We start from the raw sequence: 18986 nt of genomic DNA, 5'->3' as shown, positions 1-18986 counted from the left end.
TTTCCTGTATAGGCCCGCACTCGCTCCCACCTCTGTTGCTTATCCGAAGGTTCCCTCCGTGGCCTATACGCTCGACCTGTCCGCAAAACCTGCCGCTCAAAAGGTGAATATCACCGGCCTGACGCGTGACGGCCTGATCGCGGCGCTGAAGGAATCGGGCGTGGTCGAGGAGCGCAAGGCCAAGATGCGCGCCCAGCAGATCTGGCGCTGGGTCCACCATTACGGCTTCACCGATTTCGACAAGATGACCGATATCGGCAAGGATCAGCGCGGGCCGCTGGCCGAAGCCTTCACCCTCGCCCGTCCCGAGGTCGTCGAGCGTCAGGTGTCGAAGGACGGCACGCGCAAGTGGCTGATCCGCATGGCGCCGGGCATCGAGGTCGAGACCGTCTATATCCCCGATGTGGGTCGTTCGGGGGCGCTGTGCGTCTCGTCGCAGGTCGGCTGCACGCTCAACTGCTCGTTCTGCCATACCGGCACGCAGAAGCTGGTGCGCAATCTCACGGCCGCCGAGATCGTGGCGCAGGTGCAGATCGCCCGTGACGACCTCGGTGAATGGCCGTCGCCCAAGGAAGACCGCCGCCTGTCGAACATCGTCTTCATGGGCATGGGCGAGCCTCTGTACAATCTCGACAACGTCGCCGACGCCATCGACATCATCTCGGACAACGAAGGCATCGCCATTTCGCGCCGTCGCATCACGGTGTCGACCTCGGGCGTCGTGCCGGAGTTGAAGGCTCTGGGTGAGCGGACCGCCGCCATGCTGGCCATTTCGCTGCACGCGACGAATGACGAACTGCGCGACCTGCTGGTGCCGCTCAATAAAAAATACCCGCTGGTGCAACTGATCGAGGGCATCCGCACCTATCCCGGCATTTCCAATGCCCGCCGCGTGACGTTCGAATACGTCATGCTGAAAGACGTGAACGACAGCCCCGCCGAGGCGCGCGCGCTTTTGAAACTGCTCAAGGGCATCCCGGCCAAGATCAACCTGATCCCGTTCAATCCGTGGCCCGGCACCAACTATCAGTGCTCGGACTGGAAGACGATCGAGTCGTTCGCCGCCATTCTGAACAAGGCCGGCTATGCTTCGCCGATCCGCACGCCGCGCGGGCGCGACATTCTGGCGGCCTGCGGTCAGCTCAAGTCCGAAAGCGAAAAGATCCGCGCCTCGGCTTTGCGCAAAGCGGGTCAGAATGAGACAGATGAGGTGGAGACCGAACTGCCTTACGGCCATCTGGCGTCGGGAATGGCGTAGCCCATTCCTTCTCCCCGCGTGAGGGGAGAAGGTGGCCGACAGGCCGGATGAGGGGCAAAACGTATTTCAAATTATACAGAAGTGAAAAACTTCAACCTCCTAAATGTGCAACGTCTGCAATTAGCCCCTCACCCCAACCCTCTCCCCGCTTGCGGGGAGAGGGAGCAAGACTCCGGCCTTGATATTGCAGTGCGCTTAAGCCAATACTTGCCGTCCGCGCGGGACCGCGGGCGTATATGGGGGCTAAAGCGTCATGATACCCGACTTTCTCAATCTCGATTTTCTCACCCCCGAAGTGCTGCGGCCGGAGATTCAGGCCTTTGCCGCCGGTTTCCCCGTCACCCTGCTGCATGCGGGCGTGACGCTGCTGATGCTGATTATCGGCGCGACCCTCTATTCCATCCTGACGCCGTATAAGGAAATCCAGCAGATCCGCGACGGCAATTCCGCCGCTGCCGTCGCCTTCGGCGGGGTGATCATCGGGTTGGCCGTGCCGCTGGCGGCGTCGATGTCGGCCTCGGACACCGTGCGGGAAATCGTCATCTGGGGCGGCGCGACCATTCTGTTGCAGCTGTTCGTTTTCCGCATGGTCGATTTCCTGCTGACCGGTCTGCCGTCGCGCATCAATGAGGGTGAAGTCTCCGCCGCCGTCCTGCTGGTGGCCGCCAAGCTGGCCGCCGCCCTGATCCTGGCGGCTGCCGTCTCCGCCGGTTAAGGGTGGTATAAAGATGCCCCTCCTGCCCGACTGGATGCTGTACGGCACGGCACTGGCGCTTCTGGTCATCGTGCCCGGACGCTGGGGCGACAAGTCCATGTCGCCGCCCGCCCCGCCGCCGCCCGGCGAAGGCGAGATGGCGCTGTTCGCCACCTATACGCCGTTCAGCCACGCCGAAATCATCACCCTGCCCCTGATGAACAAGATCGAATACCGCGGCACCGCCTTTTCGGTGTCTAAATCCGGCGAGTGGGTGCTGGCGCGCGACAGCATCCGCAATTGCCGCTACCCCTTCCTCAATGTCGGCGGCAATCTGGGGGTGCGTATCCGCGTCCAGTACAAACGCAGCCTCAACAACTACGTGCTGGCGGTGACCGACAGCGGCGCCCGTCCCCTGCCCTTTGCCGATCCGGCGACGATCAAGCCGGGTATGCGCGGCTTCATGCCGGGCTATCCCCACGGTCAGGTGGGCGAAGCCACGGGACGCCTGATCGGCAAGACCAAGCTCAGGACCGGCAAGCGGTTCCAGAAACCCGAAACCGTGCTGGCCTGGGCCGAGGCCGGGCATACGGCGGACATTCCCGGCAGCCTGAACCAGCTGATCGGCGGCCCGACCCTGAACGCGCAATCGCAGGTCATCGGCATAACGCTCAAGACCAAGCCCCGCCGCGGTCGCATCTATTCCTCGACGCCGGAAACCGTGGCGAAGGTCGGTACCACCCCGTCGCGCAAATACGATTTCGAGCATGAGGACCTGCTGACGCGGCGCAATTACGGACTGGTGTCGGACACGCTGCGCCGGGAATACCGCGTCGCGCAGGTGGGCTGTATCCAGAGTTAGTATTTTTATACCTCCCCATCTCTGATGGGGAGGGGGACCGCACGACGCGCGTCAGCGCTAGATGCGGTGGTGGGGGCTCTTGCTTTCTTACGACAGTGTCCGTTGAACCTCCGAAAGATACCCCACCACCATCTGCGCTGCGCTTGATGGTCCCCCTCCCCAACAAGTTGGGGAGGTATAATATTAGCGCAAGAAACGGGAGGTGACAGGGCGTGGCGCGCGTGTAAGTCTGAGCGCCCTTTTGTGGAGCCTCCGATGATCCCCGGCGACCTTGTCCCCCTTGAACGCGCACACATGAGCGCCCTGTCCGACGCCGATCCGAAACTCAAACCCCTGTTTGCGGCGGTCGGCGATCTGAACTTCCGGCACCGCGCCGGCGGGTTCGAAGGTTTGCTGCGCCTGATCGTCGAGCAGCAATTGTCGGTCAAGGCCGCCGACTCCATCTGGCAGAAGGTGCGTCTCGGCCTCGGCGATATCCTGCCTGCCAATCTGCTGGCCCAGACCGACGACGCCCTGCGCGGCCACGGCCTGTCGCGGCCCAAGGCAAAATATGCCCGCATTCTGGCCGAGGCCGTCCACGACCGCAGCGTCGATTTCGACCGCCTGCCCGCGCTCGATCCGGAGGCCGCCATCACCCACCTGACGGCGCTCAAAGGGATCGGACGGTGGACGGCGGAGGTCTATCTGATGTTCTGCGAAGGCCGCCTCGACGTCTTTCCGACCGGCGACATCGCGCTGCGCGAAGCCGTCGGCTGGCTGGACGGTCTCGACGCCCGACCGGACGAGGCCTATTGCCGCGCGAGGGCCGAGGTCTGGGCGCCCTACCGCTCGGTCGCCGCCCATGCCCTGTGGGGCTGGTACGGCGCCGTCAAGCGAGGCGAACTGAGCCGGACCTTTTAACCTCTATTGCCGCGTATAGATACGCAGGAAGATAGGCTTGTTAGGCCCCGTGCCGCTATTGTCGGCCCAGGTCACCGCAAAGCCGTTCGGCGACGCACCAATGGATACGGCATCAAGTGAAATGCCCGACATGGCCTCGAACTCTGCCATGTACTTCGTGCCTTCGGGCGTAATGACCTGCCCCGCCAAGCGGTTATTGACCTCGTACAACAGGACGTAATTACCACCCGTCAGGCCCACGCCGCCACGATAGCTGGCGCTGACGGTGGTACTGTTGGTCACGCTGACGGTCGCGCCATAGGTTGAACCGTCGCTGGCATAGGCCTGACTACGCAGATTATAGGCCGACGGTCCCGACAGCGTCCATTGAGCGACAAACCTTGCATTTTCCAACGGCAGCAGACTGGCACCAAAGGCCTCCTGACCGCCCGCCAAAGCGATGGGCGCACCCGAGGTGACGCCCAGAGCGCTGTAACGCTGTACCGACGCCTTGAGAATGCCGGAGGTGTTGGGAATGGCGTTGTCGTCATAAACCCCGACGAAGGTGCCGTCGGTGAGGCCCACCGCCATATAAGAGGGCACCGTTCCGCCGATAAAGCCCGTCGGGAAACTCTTGAGCAGCAGTTCGGAACCAACCACGGCACCCGAAGGGGTATAGATTTGCGCCCTCACCCCGTCACGCGTCGTCACCGCCATCAGGTCCTGCGCCCGGTCGCGGTAAACCACCATGAAGCCGCCACTGACCGGTATGATCTGACTGGTGAGGCCGTCGGCCACCGTCGTGGTATTCACCTTGAATTCCGCGCCCGACTTCGCGCCATTGGCATCGAAAAGTTGCCCCCGAATGGCGCGCGACGTTGTACTGGTGTCTTCCCAGGCCACGACGAATCCGCCGTTCTCCAGCGCCAGTATGGCGGGTCGGCTCTGATCACCGGCGGTCGTGGTGTTGGCGGTCAGCTCCGCTGTCACCGCCGCACCCGCAGGGGAGATGATGCGCAACAGGATGGCTGATCCGGCGGTATCCGGCGTACCCGCCACGACGGCGCGATCGGTCCAGGCGACGACATAGTTGCCCCCCTTCAATCCGGTAACCACGGTATCGCCGCGGAAAACCCCCGTGCGTGTGTTGACCGTGATGACCGCTCCCGCAGCGTAGCTGGAGGACGACGAAGACGACGAGGTCGAGGACGACCCGCCGCCGCTCGAACTGCCACCGCCACCGCCACCGCCACCGCAGCCATGCACCATGACGACCGCGAACGGAATGGCAGCCAAAATCAAGGCCTTACGCAGATATGCATGCATTATAACTTCCCCCTTTGACCGCGCTACGGCGGCAACCCCCTCGACACCTCCGGACGACCGACCGTCCGGCATATTTCAAAATTGAAACATTCCGTCTTGTACAGGCGTTGCCATCTCATGACAACCCTGGGGCGTTGCGACAGGCATTAAGGCTCGGCTTATTTACCGCTTACACAGGGGCTCAGGGTGCGCCATATCAACCTTATGCGGGCTCGGAGATGGTGGATATCCAACCACAAAGTACCCCGAGGAGCTTCCCATGGATATCTATGGCTATATCAAGAAAGACCACCGTCGTTTCGAAGACCTGATGGAGCAGGTCGAAAAGGCCCGCACGACCGCCAAACGCCTCGACATTTTTCGCACCCTGAAGGCCGAACTGATCATCCACGCCAAGGCCGAGGAGCAGAGCCTCTATGCGGCGATGGAAAAGGCGACGCGGTCGAAAGCGGTCGAGAAGAAACTCGATCACACCACCGAAGAACACGACGAGATCGAAGGCTTCCTCAAGCAGATTTCGTCCGCCTCGCCGTCCAGCGATCAGTGGATGATCCATTTCGGTGAGCTGAAACACGCCTGCGCCCACCATTTCGAGGAAGAGGAAGGCACGCTGTTCGAGAAAGCCAAAAGCTATTTCGATGCGGCTCAGGCCCGGCAACTGGCCAGGGACATGGACGCGCTCAAGCGTGAGATGATGGCGGATGCGTGATTATAGTGGCGCGGGCTACAGACCCGCGCCCTTGACCAGATCGGCGACCACTGACGGATCGGCCAGGGTCGAGATATCCCCCAGCTGATCGGGCGCACCTTCGGCAATCTTGCGCAGGATACGGCGCATGATCTTGCCGGAACGCGTCTTGGGCAGCCCCGGCGCCCACTGGATGACATCCGGCGAGGCGATCGGGCCAATTTCGCGTCTGACCCAGTTGCGCAGCTCGTTTTTCAGGGCGTCGGTCGCTTCTACACCCTTGACCAGCGTGACATAACAATAGATGCCCTGCCCCTTGATATCGTGCGGGAAGCCGACCACGGCGGCTTCGGCGACGGCTGAGTGCGCGACCAGCGCGCTTTCGACCTCGGCGGTGCCCAGACGATGCCCAGACACGTTCAGCACGTCGTCGACGCGCCCAGTGATCCAGTAATAACCGTCCTCGTCACGGCGTGCGCCGTCGCCGGTGAAATACATCCCCGGATAGGTCGAGAAATAGGTCTCAATAAAGCGCTGATGGTCGCCGAAGATCGAGCGCATCTGCCCCGGCCATGAATCGCACAAACACAGATTACCCTCGGTCGCCCCGGTAAGGACCTTGCCCTCGGCATCGACCAGACAGGCTTCGACGCCGGGCAGCGGATGCGTTGCCGACCCCGGCTTGAGCGCCGTCGCCCCCGGTACCGGGGTGATCAGATGGCCGCCGGTCTCGGTCTGCCACCACGTATCGACGATGGGACAATTGCCGTTGCCGACGACGCGGTGATACCACAGCCACGCTTCGGGATTGATCGGCTCGCCGACACTGCCGAGCAGACGCAGGGATTTACGCGAGGTTTTCAGCACCGGGGCATCGCCATCGCGCATCAGGGCGCGGATGGCCGTTGGTGCGGTGTAGAAGGTCGTCACCTGATGTTTGTCGATGACCTCCCAGAACCGGCTGTTGGTCGGGTAATTCGGCACGCCTTCGAAGATCAGCGAGGTCGCCGCATTGGCCAGCGGGCCATAGACGACATAGGAATGTCCCGTCACCCAGCCGACATCGGCGGTACACCAGTAGACGTCGCCGTGTTGCCAGTCGAAGACGGTCTTGAAGGTGTAGGCCGCCCAGGCCAGATAGCCGCCGGTCGTGTGCAGTACGCCCTTCGGCTTGCCCGTCGAGCCCGAGGTGTAGAGGATGAACAAAGGGTCTTCGGCGTTCATCGGCTCCGCCGGGCAGTCGGCGCTTAAGCCGTCCAGTTCCGTCTCGACGCAGACATCACGGCCTTCGCGATTGATCGAGCAGCCTTCGCCGGTAACGAAGACCGTCTTGACATCCGGGCATTGTAAGAGCGCCAGATCGGCATTGGCCTTGAGCGGGATGGCCTTGCCGCCGCGCCGTCCCTCGATAGTGGTGATCAGATATTGCGACTGGCAATCGAGGATGCGTCCGGCCAGACTGTCGGGCGAGAACCCGCCGAAAACGACGCTGTGGACCGCGCCGATGCGGGCGCAGGCCAGCATGAAATAGGCCGCTTCCGGCACCATCGGCATGTAGATGGTGACGCGGTCGCCTTTCTTTACACCATACTTTTTCAGCAGGTTGGCGCGTTTGCCGACCGCTTCGGCCAATTGCGCATAGGTGATTTTGTAAGAGACGCCCGGCTCGTCGCCCTCGAAGATGAAGGCCGTGTGATCGGCCTTGTCCGGCAGGTGGCGGTCGATGCAGTTGGCCGCAACGTTGAGCTTGCCGTCATGAAACCAGCGGATGCGGAAGTCTTCGCGGTTGAAAGACACGTCCTTGACCTGGGTAAACGGCGTGGTCCAGTCGAGCGCGTTGCCGAGTGTGCGCCAGTGGGCGTCGGGGTTGCTTTTCACCAGATCGCGCTGGGCCTGAAGCTGTGCTGCCGTGACCGTATCGGCGCGGGCAAAGTCGTCGGGCACAGGAAAAAGCGTCGTATCGGTCATGGCGTCCTCGGTATTTTATTCTTGGTCCTTATGTTGAAATAAGCACTGCCCTCCCCCGGTGTCGAGGGTCACCGCTTCAAAAAAACGTGGTCAATCGTCGTCGAAAGGCCTAAACAACGGTTACAAAAGATACCGAGGTTCCCATGCTGCTCGCCCATTCGACCTGGCCCGAAATCGACGCCTTCCTGAAGACTTCGAAGACCGTCATCATCCCCATCGGCTCCAACGAGCAGCACGGCCCGATGGGCCTGCTCGGCACCGACTGGCTGTGCCCGGAAATCATCGCCCACGCGGCGGAAAAGCAGGGCAATATCCTCGTCGCGCCGACCTTCAATATCGGCATGGCCCAGCACCACCTCGCTTTTTCCGGGACCATCAGCTTGCGCCCCTCGACCTTTATGGCCGCCATCGAGGACTGGGTGAAATCGCTGGGACGGCACGGCTTTCAGCACATCTATTTCCTCAACGGCCACGGCGGTAACGTCGCCTCGATCGAAGCGGCTTTCTCGGAAATCTACAGCCAGTGGTCCTATAAGGGCATCCGCTGCCCGTTCGCGCTGAAACTGACCAACTGGTGGGATCTGCCGGGGATTGCGTCGCTGTGCGCGCGACAGTTCCCGGTCGGCCACGGCAGCCACGCCACGCCGTCCGAGATCGCCGTCACCTACGCCGCCTATCCCGACGCCGTGCGCAACGTGCCGATGGAACCGAAGATCGCGCCCAACGGCCCGATCCGCGACGCACTCGATTACCGCGCGCGCTTTGCCGACGGCCGCATCGGCGCGGACTCGTCGCTGGCCACGATTGCGCTAGGTCAGGAAATCATCGACGCGGCGGTCCCGGCGCTGTTGAAGGATGTCGAAAAGTTCAGCACCGAAGTGCGGCCTTAAAGAGCAACCACCTCGTCGCCGCGACGTTCGACCGGCCAAGGCTCCAGACGGTCGCCGGCGCAGGGGCCGCCGATGCACTCACCCGTGTCTTTCAGGAACGACGCCCCGTGCCAGCGGCAGATAATGACGTCCTGTTCGCGCGTCTGGTAATCGACTTCTTCCTGATCGCCGCCCAAAGGCATGCCGTTGTGCGGACAGGCATCGACATAGCCGCGCGGCAGGTAGTCATCGAGGATAACGAAGCCTTCGAACCCGTCGGCGCGATAAAGCACCGTGCCGGTCGCTTGCAGGTCGGCCCAGCTACAGATAACGGTGCCAGAGGGGGGATGGGTCATATTTCACCTTACATCCTCCCCTGCAAAGCGGGGGAGGTGGATGCGAGCTAAGCGAGCAGACGGAGGGGGCATTCTTTGCGTGGCTTGCACCCTCCGTCGCGGACTTCGCGCAAGCGCGAGCGCCGCGCCACCTCCCCCGTATCGCTTCGCTCACAGGGGAGGATGTTTTTTACCGTTCCGTCTTCAGCGGACGCGACATCAGTTCGCCGATGGCCTCATCGACGCTGGCTTCGCCGGACAGGATCGTCGCGACCATGTGGCAGATCGGCAGTTCGACGCCCATCTTTTCGCCCAGATGCTTGACGGCGGGCGCGGACTCGACGCCCTCGGCGACCGAAATCTTGCCTTCCAAAGCTTCGGCGAGGGTCTTGCCGCCACCCAGCGCCAGACCGACACTCATATTGCGCGATTGCGGCGACGAACACGACAGAACCAGATCGCCCATGCCGCACAGGCCGCCCATGGTCTCGGCCTCAGCCCCCAGCGCGACGGCCAGACGCGTCATCTCGGCAAACCCGCGCGTGATCAGGGCCGCGTGAGCCGACCGCCCCAACCCCTTGCCTTCGGAAATACCCGCCGCGATAGCCAGCACGTTTTTCAGCGCGCCGCCCGCCTCGGCCCCGACCATGTCGTCGATCAGATAGGGCCGGAAGGTCGTCGTGGCGATGGTTTTCAGTATCCGCGCCCCCAGTTCGGCGTCCTTGCACGCCAGCGTCACCGCCGTCGGCAGACCACGCGCCACCTCGGCGGCAAACGACGGCCCGGACAGGACCGCCGCGCGGGCCTGAGGCAGGGTCGCCGCCAGCACCTCGTTCATCAGGCAGTCGGAGCCACGCTCGACGCCCTTGGCGCACAGGACGATCGGCAGACCGTCCTTCACATAGGGCGCAAAGGCCTTGAGCGTAGCGCGCATATGCTGCGCCGGGGGCACGGCCAGGACCAGATCGCAGTCGGCCAGATCGGCGAGATCCGCCGTTGCCTTAAGCTCCGGCGCCAGTTCGATATTCGGCAGATAGAGGTGATTCTGGTGGCGGCTATTGATCGATTCGGCGACCTCCGGCTCACGGCATTGCAGCAGCACCTCGCGGCCCGCCCGCGCGGCAACGGCGGCCAAAGCCGTGCCCCACGCGCCCGCGCCGATGACGCCGACCTTTTGAAAAGGCTGCGCTTCCTGAAACTGGGTCAAGCCTTGGCTCCCTTGCGTCCCGAATTCTTGTGTATGGGTGCACTGATAGCGCGGCGCTCGTCAAGGGGCCAGCGCGGACGGGCCACCGTCGTCAGGCTCTCGCGACGGAATTCATCCCCATCGAAATCGGGCGCGGCGCGCTTTTCGGCAAAGTGTTCGAGGCCCGCCAGCGCGATCATTGCCGCATTGTCGGTGCAATAGGCCAGAGGCGGCGCAACAAATTCAAAACCGTGTTTATCGGCCAGAGCCGTCAGTTCGCGGCGCACGGTCTGATTGGCCGCAACCCCACCGGCGACCACGAACGCAGGCTTCTCAACCGTATTCGCTTCTTTAAAATCAACCATCGCCCGTGCCGACCGCTCGACCAGTTGCCGCGCAATCGCCGCCTGCACCGAGGCGCACAGATCGGCGCGATCCTGCGGCGTCTTCACCTGCTCCATGGCAATCTTGGCGGCGGCGGTTTTCAGACCCGAAAACGAAAAATCGCAGTCTTTGCGGCCCAAAAGCGCGCGCGGCAGGGCAAAGCGCGTGGCGTCCCCGGTCTTGGCCTCGCGCTCCAAAGCGGGGCCGCCGGGATAGCCGAGGCCGAGCGTCTTGGCGATCTTGTCGAAGGCCTCGCCCGCTGCGTCGTCGATGGTGGTGCCCAGCCGTTCGTAATCGCCGACGCCTTTGACGGACAACAACTGACAATGGCCGCCCGACACCAGAAGCAGCAGGAAGGGAAATTTCACATCGTGCGTCAGACGCACCGAGAGGGCATGGCCTTCGAGATGGTTGACCCCGATCAAGGGCAGGCTGCGCGACAGGGCAAACCCCTTGGCAAACGACAAGCCCACCATGACCCCGCCGATCAGGCCCGGCCCGGCGGTCGCCGCCACGGCATCAAGGTCGTCGGCGGTGACGCCTTTGTCGGCGGCCTGTTGAAGCGCCAGCCGCGCCAGATCGTCGATGGTTTCGACGTGGCTGCGCGCCGCGATTTCCGGCACGACCCCGCCGTAGGCGGCGTGTTGCACGACCTGAGAATGGATGACCGAGGACAGGACTTCGACCGTGCCGTCGTCGGCCCGCCGCACAACGGAGACCGCCGTTTCGTCACAGCTCGATTCGATACCCAGAACGCACAAACTATTGGCCATGAGCCGGAAACTTCCTTTACCCCCTCTCCCTCGAGGGAGAGGGAAGCGCGCAGCGCAGGGTGAGGGGGAAATGTTTCACCGAGCACGCAATTACCAGTTCCCCCTCACCCGGCCTTTCAGGCCACCCTCTCCCTCAGGGAGAGGGGATTAGGAGGAGTCCGAAACCTCAAAAGGGCAAATGGCCGCACGTCAAGGGGCTTGCAAGCCTCTGCGCTAAAATTTAGGAAAGACCGCGTATAATCGAAAGCGCTCTTCCATGACGGCACTCCTGAAAATCGGCACCCGCGGCTCGCGTCTGGCGACCACCCAATGCGGCTGGGTCCAGCGCCAGATCGTCACGGCGCTCGGCCACGACCCGATGCACGCGCACGACCTTGCGCCGTTGGTCATCATCACGACTCAGGGCGACCGCATTCAGGACCGCCGCCTGATCGAGGCCGGCGGCAAGCAACTCTTCACCAAGGAAATCGAGGACGCGCTGTTGAACGGCGAAGTCGATGTCGCCGTCCACTCGCTCAAGGACATGCCCGCCGAAGAAATCCCCGGCCTCAGCCTGTGCGCCTTTCCGGTGCGCGAAGACCCGCGCGACGCCTTCGTCTCATTGAAATATCATAGCTTAGAGGATATGCCCGCCGGGGCGAAACTCGGCACCGCCTCGCTACGCCGTCAGGCTCAGGCCCTGGCCGTGCGGCCCGACCTTGAGATCGTCATGCTGCGCGGCAATGTCGATACGCGCCTGTCGAAGCTGGAGGCCGGGCACTGCGACGCCATCCTGCTCGCCGCTGCGGGTCTGAAACGCATGGGGCTCGAAGCCCACATCAAATCCTATATTGACCCGGAGCAGTTTCCCTGCGCGCCGGGTCAGGGCGCGCTGGCCGTCCAATGCCGGACCGCCGACCTCGATCAGGCGTGGATCGCCCGCCTGCACCACTCCGATACCTTCCTGCAAATTTCCGCCGAACGCGGCGCGCTGGTCGCATTAGAGGCCTCGTGCCGCACCGCCGTCGGAGCCTATGCGACCATCGCGGACAGCACCCTGACCCTGTTCGTCGAGGCCCTGACCGCCGACGGCAAGACCCGCTGGCAGCGGCGGGAAACGCTCAGCGCCCCGACGCCGGAAACGGCTCATGCGCTCGGTCTGCGACTGGGCCAATCGATCCGCGACGAGGCGGGCGACCAGTTGATCCAATACACATCGTGACCCTCGTCTGGATCACCCGCACCGAGCCCGCCGCCACGGTTACCGCCGCCAAGGTCGCCGCGCTGGGTTTCATGCCACGGGTCGATCCCTTGCTGAGCGTCGACACCCTCAACCCCGATATTAATCCCACGGCGTTCGACGACCTGATCGTCACCAGCCCCAACGGGCTTGAGGCCTTTTGTGCGCAGCATAACGCGCGCGATCACACGGTCTGGGCGGTCGGCGATACCACCGCCGAGGCCGCCCGCCGCGCCGGGTTCGCCACGGTCCACAGCGCAAGCGGCGATGCGGGAGACCTGCTCGACCTTCTGAAAACCGCCGATCCCACGCGGCGCTATCTGTATGTCTCACCGGAAACGCCTGCGCGCGACCTGTTGTCGAACCTCGACGGCTACGATGTCACCCGCGCCATTTTCTATCGCACGGTCGAGCGCAAGGCCGGGGTGACGGTCACCGACCTCACCCATGTCCTGCTGCATTCGCCGCGCGCCGCTACGCTGGCGGCGCCCTATCTCCGCGACGCCACTCTCACCGTTATCTGCATCTCGGACAATACCGCCCGCGCCTTGCGCGAAAGCCTGAATTTGGTCACTGGAAATTTACCGCCCGCAGGCCTAAACATAAGGGTGGCCGCTACGCCTGACGAGGCGGCCATGCTAGACCTGCTGACATAACCAAAAAAAGCGCGGATACCCATGACCGACGACCTCTCTCTCAACGGCTCCACCGTAACCGATACGGAAAAGACGAAATGGGCGCGCGGTCCGCTGATCATCGCCTTTGCGTTTCCTGTCGTCTTTGTAGTCCTGGCCCTGTTGGCCCTCGGTTACGGCCTGTACAAGGACAAGACCAAACAAGACCTGAACAAGGGTGTGGCCGCCTATTTCGAGCCCGCCCCGTCGGCCAAGGATGCCGAAATCGCGCGCCTGACCGCCGAACTGAACGCACTCAAATCGCAACCCGCCCCGGTGCCGGTGGAAACGCCTGCGACCGCCGCCACCGCCCCGGTCTATAGCGACCCCAACCTCGCCTCGCGCCTGAGCGAGCGCATGGATCGTCTTGAGGCCAATCAGCGCCTGCTGGTTCAGGCCGCGGCGTCCGCCACCGCCGCTGCCGGTCTGCAACAGGCCGCCAAGGGCTCGCAGCCCTTCCTGAGCGAACTGGCCGACGTCGAAAAGAGCCTGACCGACACGTCGCTGCTGGCACCGCTGCGCCCGCTGGCGCAAAAGGGCGTGCCGTCAGAAGTGTCGCTGGCCATTGAGTTCCCGGCCTACGCCGCCCGCGCCCAGACCGCCGCCAAATCCACCGACGACGACAGCTTCCTCGGCCGCATCGGCAATGCGCTGAACGGCCTGATCAGCGTCCGCCGCGTCGATGGCACGGCCAAGGGCACCGACAATCTGCTCCTTCAGGCGCAGGGCCGCCTTGATGAGGGCGACCTCGCCGGGGCTCTGGCCGTGCTGGCCACCCTGCCCAAACCCGCTCAGGACGCGCTGGCTCCGTGGCTGGCCAGGGCGCGCAACCGCCTGCTGGTCGACACCACCACGCGCCGCATCACGGTCGATGCCCTGAGCCGCCTGTCACAAGCCAACTATACCACCGTCAATACGGGGACCGCCCTGTGATCCGCACCCTCCTGATCCTTCTCGGCATCATCATTCTGGTCGTGGTCGCCCTGAGCGCCACCGGCGAAGCGGGCACGGCCAGCCTCGTCTGGCTCGGCTACCGCATCGATACCTCAGCCGCCACGGCGGTCATCGTCATCGGCCTGATGGCCTTTGCCGCCGTCTGCTTCTGGAACCTGGCCCTGTGGCTGTCGCGTTCGCCGCAACGCGCCGAGCGCAAACGCGCCGCCACGCGCCGCCGTCAGGGCGAAGACATCCTCACACGGGGGTTTCTGGCCGTCGCGTCCGGTGACGGTCTCGAAGCCCGCCGCCACGCCGTCAAGGCCGTCGACCTGCACGATAATGTGGCGCTGGTCCGCATCCTCAACGCCTTTGCCGCCGATGCCGCCGGCGACACCGCCGCCATCCGCGCCGCCTATACGGCCATGCTGACCGTGCCGGAGCTGAAACTGGCAGGCTTACGCGGGTTAATGAACCTCGCCATCTCTTCCGGCGACCGCAGCGAGGCCATCCGTCTGGCCACCGACGCCTATAATCAGGCCAAGCCCGCCATGTGGGCCTTCAAGACCCTGTTCGAAGCCAAGATCACCGCTGGCGAATGGGCCGAGGCCCTGGCGCTTGTCGAAGGCGCGCTGAACCGCAAGCTGGTCTCGCCGCTGTTTTCCGAACGCGCCCGTGCCTCGCTGATGGCGGCGTCGGCCGCGCAACTGGAAACCGCGACCGACGCCCAGATGCGCGAACAGGCACTGGACTACGCTGTGCGCGCCGCCAAGCTGCAACCGATGTTTGCCCCTGCCGCCGTCATCGCCGCCCGCCTTCTGGCCGCGCATGGCAAGCTGGGGCGCGCCGAGGACGTGCTTGAGGCCGCTTACGCCGCCGCCCCGCACCCGGCGATCTGGCTGGCCTATCGCGACCTCGTGTCGGACGAGACGCCGAAGGACCGCGCCCGCCGTCTGAACGGCCTGATCGACCGCAACCCGTCGCATCGCGAAAGCCGCCTGCTGACGGTCGAGCGCGCCGTGCTCAACAACAGCCGCGAGGACATCGCCGCCGCCACCGCCACCCTTGAGGACGATCTGAGCGAAGAGCGCGTGACGCGGCGCGTCTGCGGCCTGATGGCCAAGGCGGCCCTGGCGTCCAACGATATCGACAGCGCCCGCAACTGGGTGGCCAAGGCGTCGCTGGCGCGGTCCGAGCCCGACTGGTCGGACCTCGATCCGGAAGGCAAGGCCTTTGCCTATACGCCCGCCGACTGGACGGCGCTGGTCCTGACCTATGCCGAAACCGGCGCGCTGGCCCATCCCCGCCATGAGCGGTCCGAGAAAGGCCTGCCCGACGTGCCCGACATGCCGTCGCGCTATATGCCGTCCATGCCGTTCGTCCGCGCGGCGCAAAAGAAAGGCACCCCCGCGCCGCTGCCGGACAACCTCGCGGAAGCCCCGGACGGCTACGACGCGGCGGTGGCCGGGCATGACCTTGACGAGGCGGTGGTTGTGCCGGACGTTAAGCCCCGCGCCAAACGCGCAAAACCCACAAAATAATTCATCCGGCCCCCTTGCCAAGCGGGCGTACCTGCCTGTAAAGAAACGCCCTCCGAACCGGACGGGCGTCTCTTTTCGCCCGCGCATAAGTGCCGCTTTAGCTCAGCCGGTAGAGCACATCATTCGTAATGATGGGGTCAGGTGTTCGAGTCACCTAAGCGGCACCACTACTTTTTCTGATAAATTTTCCCAATAAAATCAGACGCTTGCGAAATGGCCGCTCGACCATGTTGCACACTTTTGCCCAAAATGTTGCACACTTTGTTGCACACTCCGATAGTTGCATCCGGCGAATTTTTACAGCGGCATTGCCTGTCACCCAATGGTGCAATAACATCGCTCTGCAATTTTGAGGGGCGGACTATGAAGCAGACTTGGGTATTGGTGTTTTTGTTGGCGCTGACCGCATGTGGCGGCAAACCCTCCGATGAAGCACCGCCAGCCGAAACAAGCTCTGCAATAGCTGAACAACCAACCGGCATTGCCACGCAATCATCTGCGACCGCCCTGCCGGTAGTGGCCGAAGTTCCGTCTGTGCCTGACCACAATTACAGCGCCAATGAAGACGGCATCTATCTTTACGCGCAGACGCTTTCAGAGGCATAACGCGAAGCCGGTGTAGGCGCGGCTGGCTTTGTTGCGTTCAAATATCTTGGGGTGAAAGACGGTCTCTATTATCTGCAAGACGAAAATTCGATGGTCATTACGACCTGTGCGAACCCCTGTACGATTATCCGGCAAACTCTGAACGGGCAGGTCATCAACCGCATTCAGTACAATCCGCAGACCATAATTGGCGCGGCTTTCGATGATGCCACCAATGGCAGATTGAACCTGTACACTCAGTTCAAACAGGCAGCATCAACCACAGCCGATAAGGCGCTGTTGACCCATTATGCAGACCTGAACGAACAGTGCCGTGGCGGCTCTGGTGACGATCCTAAGACCATGAAGGCATGTGATGAGCGCGATGCCCTAAGCGACAAGCTTGAGAAGGCTGGCTACTGCTATGGCGAGTTTGCCGAATACGGATTCCAATCAGGTTGGGCTAAATGCAGCAACGGCAAAGCGCCCAAGCCAGAGTTCTGATGCAGGTGGTTATGAAATTCATTGCGAAACACTGGCTATGGCTTTGCGCCATCTTGTTTGTAGGCGCTGCATGGTTCGGCACACTTTGCTTTTTTAGCCATGTGCCAAAAGATGCCGCACAGCATGGTGACTACTTCGCTTTGAGGGGAACCTTTGGCGACATGTTCGGTGCGGCCAATTGCCTGTTCTCAGCCATTATCGTGATCGGTGTGGCTTACGGCATTGTTCAACAAAGGCAGGAAATAGCAGACGCCCGACAAGCCGCCGATGACGCGCGGTTCATGACTCAGTTTCATTATCTGTTGAGCAAAATTGACGATCATCGTCAGAAGATGAAGTTCCAAAAGTGGACTGGTCGTGAAGCCATTACCGCCATTATACCGCGCCTGAATGACGAAGACGCCCGCAATCATGCGTCTTTGTATGTGATGAACCTGCGCAACATTCTCTGGATGATCAGCAAGCAGCCTAAAGCCGATCAGATGGAATACGCCAATGTTCTGACAGGCTGTCTCTCGCTGCCAGAATTTGAGCTTCTGATTAAGTTCGCACAGACACCAACCAACACTGAGTTTCGCAACTTGGTTGAGACCTATTATCCGTCAAGCGGTCAACGAATGGCACTGTGATCGGTCAGTCTCGTTTCACATCAACCTTCTTGGTGATGCTGAACAGCGCCTTGCGGCCTTCTGGCGTCATTTCCACCAGCTTGACCCGGCTGTCTTTGTCGCTTGGCCGCTTGGACAGCCATTTCAGATCATCAAAGATCATGTTGAAGGCGCTACTGGTGGTTTTGGCAAACAGCTTACCGCCAAAATTGTCTGGCTGATCGTGCTGGTCTTTAAGCTCTGACAGGCTGATGCTGTTACCGCGCAAGTCAGACACGCCAAACTCAAGAAAAATAAGGAACTGACGCAGTGTGGTGGTGGGCGGCATCATGACCGCAGCTTTGCGTATGCACTCACGAAAATGCACCAGTTCCTCAGTGTTCGATTCGCTGATGATGCGATTGATGGTTTCGACCATTTCGCGTGGTGTCGGCTCTGACACTTGAATACCTGATAGAAGAATATCACATTTTCATAGCAGTTCTATTGACAGCACGCAACATCATGATATTGCAATATCAGAATATCACATTTTGACTTCGCGATTTCAGAAAGAAATCTTCATCGCCATGAACAAGCGCATTTTCAACTTGCATATTATGGGTAGGCGCCCTGCGAGTGACACCGCATTCGCCATTTTTAGGGATTAAAAGTTAACCGACTTGAAACCAATTCAGTGCAGACTGTGTACAGTACCGTCGTGTAAATAAACAGCGTTCCGCCGTCAGGCTCCCATGGCTTCTCTCAAGCGCCTCTGCTTTCTGGTCGTTGACGATAACCATCACATGGTTTCGATCATCAAGACGATTTTGCGTGGCTTTGGTGCGGAGAAGGTCGTCGAGGCACGCGATGCCGTAGAAGCTTTCGATTTACTGAGAAGCAACCCGATAGACATCGTCATCGTTGACTACATGATGCCGGTTCTGGACGGCATAGAGTTCGTGAAACTGGTCCGCACCTCATCCGACAGTTCAAATCTGCATATACCGATCATCATGTTGACAGCGCACTCCGAACGGTCCCGCGTAATTGCTGCGCGCGACGCCGGCATTACGGAATTTTGTGCAAAGCCAGTAACGGCAAACGAACTCTACAGAAAAATCAGAGAAATCGTGAACTCTCCGCGCGCCTTCATAAAGACGCATGCCTATTTCGGGCCCGACCGGCGGCGGAAAGTCGAAGATTTCCCCGGTGAGGATCGGCGATCCTCGAACGCTCAGGAAGTGTAGTAACGAGTAAGATCATGGAAAATCAGGAAAACCAATCTCAACCATCGCGCGGCATCCATCCGGTCGACCATCACGTCGGCAGGGCCATACGGCGTCGACGTAAAGCGCTGGGCCTGACGCAACTGGAGTTGGCTCTGGCCGTTGGCAAGACTTTCCAGCAAATACAAAAATACGAACGTGGCACGAATCGGGTCAGTGCGTCGGTTCTGTACGACATGGCCACCTTCCTCAGATGCCCGATTGCGCGTTTCTTTGATGGCATCGGGAATTCTGAACAGACAGAACCTGCTTCAATGGATGACGCATCGACAGCCCACTTCCTTCTGACCGCCGAAGGTGCCGGATTGGTCAGGCATTTCCCCACCATATCCAGTCCGGATATCAGGCGCAAAATCACCGAACTGGTGAAAGCGATTGTCGCGGATCACCGCGAAACCTCGGTCGAACCGTTACATGGCAACGGCATATAAG

21 protein-coding genes and 1 tRNA gene are annotated in these 18986 nt (G+C 61.7%); 16 read left to right on the top strand and 6 right to left on the bottom strand.

Annotated elements, in window-relative coordinates; translation table 11 throughout:
• The first annotated feature begins 58 nt into the window (after positions 1-58).
• The 4 genes from rlmN to PQU92_RS08600 all read left to right on the top strand — a co-directional run bounded on the left by rlmN (position 59) and on the right by PQU92_RS08600 (position 3714).
• Positions 59-1258: a dual-specificity RNA methyltransferase RlmN gene (gene rlmN / locus PQU92_RS08615; protein WP_272747810.1), complete on the top strand. Its 1200-nt coding sequence runs from the start codon at positions 59-61 to the stop codon at positions 1256-1258.
• 253 nt (positions 1259-1511) lie between these two features.
• A complete protein-coding gene (locus PQU92_RS08610; RefSeq protein WP_272747809.1) occupies positions 1512-1973 on the top strand; it encodes a DUF350 domain-containing protein in 462 nt (153 codons plus the stop codon).
• A 13-nt stretch (positions 1974-1986) separates the two neighbouring features.
• Positions 1987-2814: a S1 family serine peptidase gene (locus tag PQU92_RS08605; RefSeq protein WP_272747808.1), complete on the top strand. Its 828-nt coding sequence runs from the start codon at positions 1987-1989 to the stop codon at positions 2812-2814.
• 294 nt (positions 2815-3108) lie between these two features.
• Positions 3109-3714, top strand: coding sequence for a DNA-3-methyladenine glycosylase family protein (locus PQU92_RS08600; RefSeq protein ID WP_272747807.1), 606 nt, complete (start codon positions 3109-3111; stop codon positions 3712-3714).
• Positions 3715-3717: 3 nt separating this feature from the next.
• Here PQU92_RS08600 and PQU92_RS08595 read toward each other — a convergent pair whose 3' ends face one another.
• The gene (locus PQU92_RS08595; RefSeq protein ID WP_272747806.1) at positions 3718-5019 is read right to left on the bottom strand and encodes a hypothetical protein; all 1302 of its coding nucleotides are present in this window, start codon (positions 5017-5019) and stop codon (positions 3718-3720) included.
• A gap of 259 nt (positions 5020-5278) precedes the next feature.
• On the opposite strand from PQU92_RS08595, the gene PQU92_RS08590 reads away from it, so the two are divergent.
• Positions 5279-5728 (top strand): hemerythrin domain-containing protein, encoded by a 450-nt coding sequence (locus PQU92_RS08590; protein ID WP_272747805.1) that lies wholly within the window; start codon positions 5279-5281, stop codon positions 5726-5728.
• A gap of 15 nt (positions 5729-5743) precedes the next feature.
• Here PQU92_RS08590 and acs read toward each other — a convergent pair whose 3' ends face one another.
• Complete coding sequence (gene acs, locus PQU92_RS08585) at positions 5744-7675, bottom strand: acetate--CoA ligase (protein ID WP_272747804.1); 1932 nt, start codon at positions 7673-7675, stop codon at positions 5744-5746.
• Between the two features lie 143 nt (positions 7676-7818).
• On the opposite strand from acs, the gene PQU92_RS08580 reads away from it, so the two are divergent.
• On the top strand, positions 7819-8565 hold the full coding sequence (locus PQU92_RS08580; protein WP_272747803.1) for a creatininase family protein: 747 nt from the start codon (positions 7819-7821) through the stop codon (positions 8563-8565).
• On the opposite strand, the gene PQU92_RS08575 is transcribed toward PQU92_RS08580, so the two are convergent.
• From PQU92_RS08575 to tsaD, 3 genes are all read right to left on the bottom strand, one after another.
• Positions 8562-8900, bottom strand: a complete 339-nt coding sequence (locus PQU92_RS08575) for a Rieske (2Fe-2S) protein (protein WP_272747802.1) — start codon at positions 8898-8900, stop codon at positions 8562-8564. The genes PQU92_RS08580 and PQU92_RS08575 overlap by 4 nt on opposite strands.
• A 169-nt stretch (positions 8901-9069) precedes the next feature.
• Entirely contained in the window at positions 9070-10086 is a 1017-nt protein-coding gene (locus PQU92_RS08570; protein WP_272747801.1) for an NAD(P)H-dependent glycerol-3-phosphate dehydrogenase, read from the bottom strand.
• Positions 10083-11222 carry a tRNA (adenosine(37)-N6)-threonylcarbamoyltransferase complex transferase subunit TsaD gene (gene tsaD, locus PQU92_RS08565; protein ID WP_272747800.1) on the bottom strand — a complete coding sequence of 380 codons (1140 nt, stop codon included), beginning with the start codon at positions 11220-11222 and terminating at the stop codon, positions 10083-10085. The genes PQU92_RS08570 and tsaD overlap by 4 nt, the downstream gene beginning before the upstream one ends.
• Positions 11223-11478: 256 nt before the next feature.
• On the opposite strand from tsaD, the gene hemC reads away from it, so the two are divergent.
• From hemC to PQU92_RS08525, 8 genes are all read left to right on the top strand, one after another.
• On the top strand, positions 11479-12423 hold the full coding sequence (gene hemC, locus PQU92_RS08560; RefSeq protein ID WP_272747799.1) for a hydroxymethylbilane synthase: 945 nt from the start codon (positions 11479-11481) through the stop codon (positions 12421-12423).
• Positions 12420-13097: a uroporphyrinogen-III synthase gene (locus PQU92_RS08555; RefSeq protein ID WP_272747798.1), complete on the top strand. Its 678-nt coding sequence runs from the start codon at positions 12420-12422 to the stop codon at positions 13095-13097. The genes hemC and PQU92_RS08555 overlap by 4 nt, the downstream gene beginning before the upstream one ends.
• A 21-nt stretch (positions 13098-13118) precedes the next feature.
• Entirely contained in the window at positions 13119-14048 is a 930-nt protein-coding gene (locus PQU92_RS08550) for a COG4223 family protein (RefSeq protein WP_272747797.1), read from the top strand.
• Positions 14045-15589 (top strand): heme biosynthesis protein HemY, encoded by a 1545-nt coding sequence (locus PQU92_RS08545; RefSeq protein WP_272747796.1) that lies wholly within the window; start codon positions 14045-14047, stop codon positions 15587-15589. Before PQU92_RS08550 ends, PQU92_RS08545 begins: the two co-directional genes overlap by 4 nt.
• Positions 15590-15680: 91 nt before the next feature.
• Positions 15681-15756: transfer RNA gene (locus tag PQU92_RS08540), tRNA-Thr, on the top strand.
• Between the two features lie 196 nt (positions 15757-15952).
• On the top strand, positions 15953-16195 hold the full coding sequence (locus PQU92_RS08535) for a hypothetical protein (RefSeq protein WP_272747795.1): 243 nt from the start codon (positions 15953-15955) through the stop codon (positions 16193-16195).
• A gap of 51 nt (positions 16196-16246) precedes the next feature.
• On the top strand, positions 16247-16678 hold the full coding sequence (locus PQU92_RS08530; protein ID WP_272747794.1) for a hypothetical protein: 432 nt from the start codon (positions 16247-16249) through the stop codon (positions 16676-16678).
• The gene (locus PQU92_RS08525) at positions 16642-17307 is read left to right on the top strand and encodes a putative phage abortive infection protein (RefSeq protein WP_272747793.1); all 666 of its coding nucleotides are present in this window, start codon (positions 16642-16644) and stop codon (positions 17305-17307) included. The genes PQU92_RS08530 and PQU92_RS08525 overlap by 37 nt, the downstream gene beginning before the upstream one ends.
• A 4-nt stretch (positions 17308-17311) precedes the next feature.
• Here PQU92_RS08525 and PQU92_RS08520 read toward each other — a convergent pair whose 3' ends face one another.
• On the bottom strand, positions 17312-17728 hold the full coding sequence (locus tag PQU92_RS08520) for a hypothetical protein (protein ID WP_272747792.1): 417 nt from the start codon (positions 17726-17728) through the stop codon (positions 17312-17314).
• Positions 17729-18020: 292 nt separating this feature from the next.
• Here PQU92_RS08520 and PQU92_RS08515 point away from each other — a divergent pair, with 292 nt between their 5' ends.
• On the top strand, positions 18021-18515 hold the full coding sequence (locus tag PQU92_RS08515) for a response regulator (protein WP_272747791.1): 495 nt from the start codon (positions 18021-18023) through the stop codon (positions 18513-18515).
• A gap of 14 nt (positions 18516-18529) precedes the next feature.
• Positions 18530-18985, top strand: a complete 456-nt coding sequence (locus PQU92_RS08510) for a helix-turn-helix domain-containing protein (RefSeq protein WP_272747790.1) — start codon at positions 18530-18532, stop codon at positions 18983-18985.
• Position 18986: the final 1 nt, after the last annotated feature.

It is taken from the genome of Asticcacaulis aquaticus (assembly GCF_028550415.1).
GTDB lineage: Bacteria > Pseudomonadota > Alphaproteobacteria > Caulobacterales > Caulobacteraceae > Asticcacaulis > Asticcacaulis aquaticus.
Note: the sequence above shows the minus strand (reverse complement) of the source record. Positions and strands in the feature narration are given on the sequence as shown.

Bases quoted from the DNA above. Each gene is read 5' to 3' on its own strand.
- hemC (WP_272747799.1), top strand. From the start codon at position 11,479: ATGACGGCACTCCTGAAAATCGGCACCCGCGGCTCGCGTCTGGCGACC.
- PQU92_RS08525 (WP_272747793.1), top strand. From the start codon at position 16,642: ATGCAGCAACGGCAAAGCGCCCAAGCCAGAGTTCTGATGCAGGTGGTT.
- PQU92_RS08550 (WP_272747797.1), top strand. From the start codon at position 13,119: ATGACCGACGACCTCTCTCTCAACGGCTCCACCGTAACCGATACGGAA.
- PQU92_RS08510 (WP_272747790.1), top strand. From the start codon at position 18,530: ATGGAAAATCAGGAAAACCAATCTCAACCATCGCGCGGCATCCATCCG.
- PQU92_RS08580 (WP_272747803.1), top strand. From the start codon at position 7,819: ATGCTGCTCGCCCATTCGACCTGGCCCGAAATCGACGCCTTCCTGAAG.
- PQU92_RS08575 (WP_272747802.1), bottom strand. From the start codon at position 8,900: ATGACCCATCCCCCCTCTGGCACCGTTATCTGTAGCTGGGCCGACCTG.
- PQU92_RS08600 (WP_272747807.1), top strand. From the start codon at position 3,109: ATGAGCGCCCTGTCCGACGCCGATCCGAAACTCAAACCCCTGTTTGCG.
- PQU92_RS08595 (WP_272747806.1), bottom strand. From the start codon at position 5,019: ATGCATGCATATCTGCGTAAGGCCTTGATTTTGGCTGCCATTCCGTTC.
- PQU92_RS08590 (WP_272747805.1), top strand. From the start codon at position 5,279: ATGGATATCTATGGCTATATCAAGAAAGACCACCGTCGTTTCGAAGAC.
- PQU92_RS08515 (WP_272747791.1), top strand. From the start codon at position 18,021: ATGGCTTCTCTCAAGCGCCTCTGCTTTCTGGTCGTTGACGATAACCAT.
- PQU92_RS08610 (WP_272747809.1), top strand. From the start codon at position 1,512: ATGATACCCGACTTTCTCAATCTCGATTTTCTCACCCCCGAAGTGCTG.
- PQU92_RS08605 (WP_272747808.1), top strand. From the start codon at position 1,987: ATGCCCCTCCTGCCCGACTGGATGCTGTACGGCACGGCACTGGCGCTT.
- PQU92_RS08535 (WP_272747795.1), top strand. From the start codon at position 15,953: ATGAAGCAGACTTGGGTATTGGTGTTTTTGTTGGCGCTGACCGCATGT.
- tsaD (WP_272747800.1), bottom strand. From the start codon at position 11,222: ATGGCCAATAGTTTGTGCGTTCTGGGTATCGAATCGAGCTGTGACGAA.
- acs (WP_272747804.1), bottom strand. From the start codon at position 7,675: ATGACCGATACGACGCTTTTTCCTGTGCCCGACGACTTTGCCCGCGCC.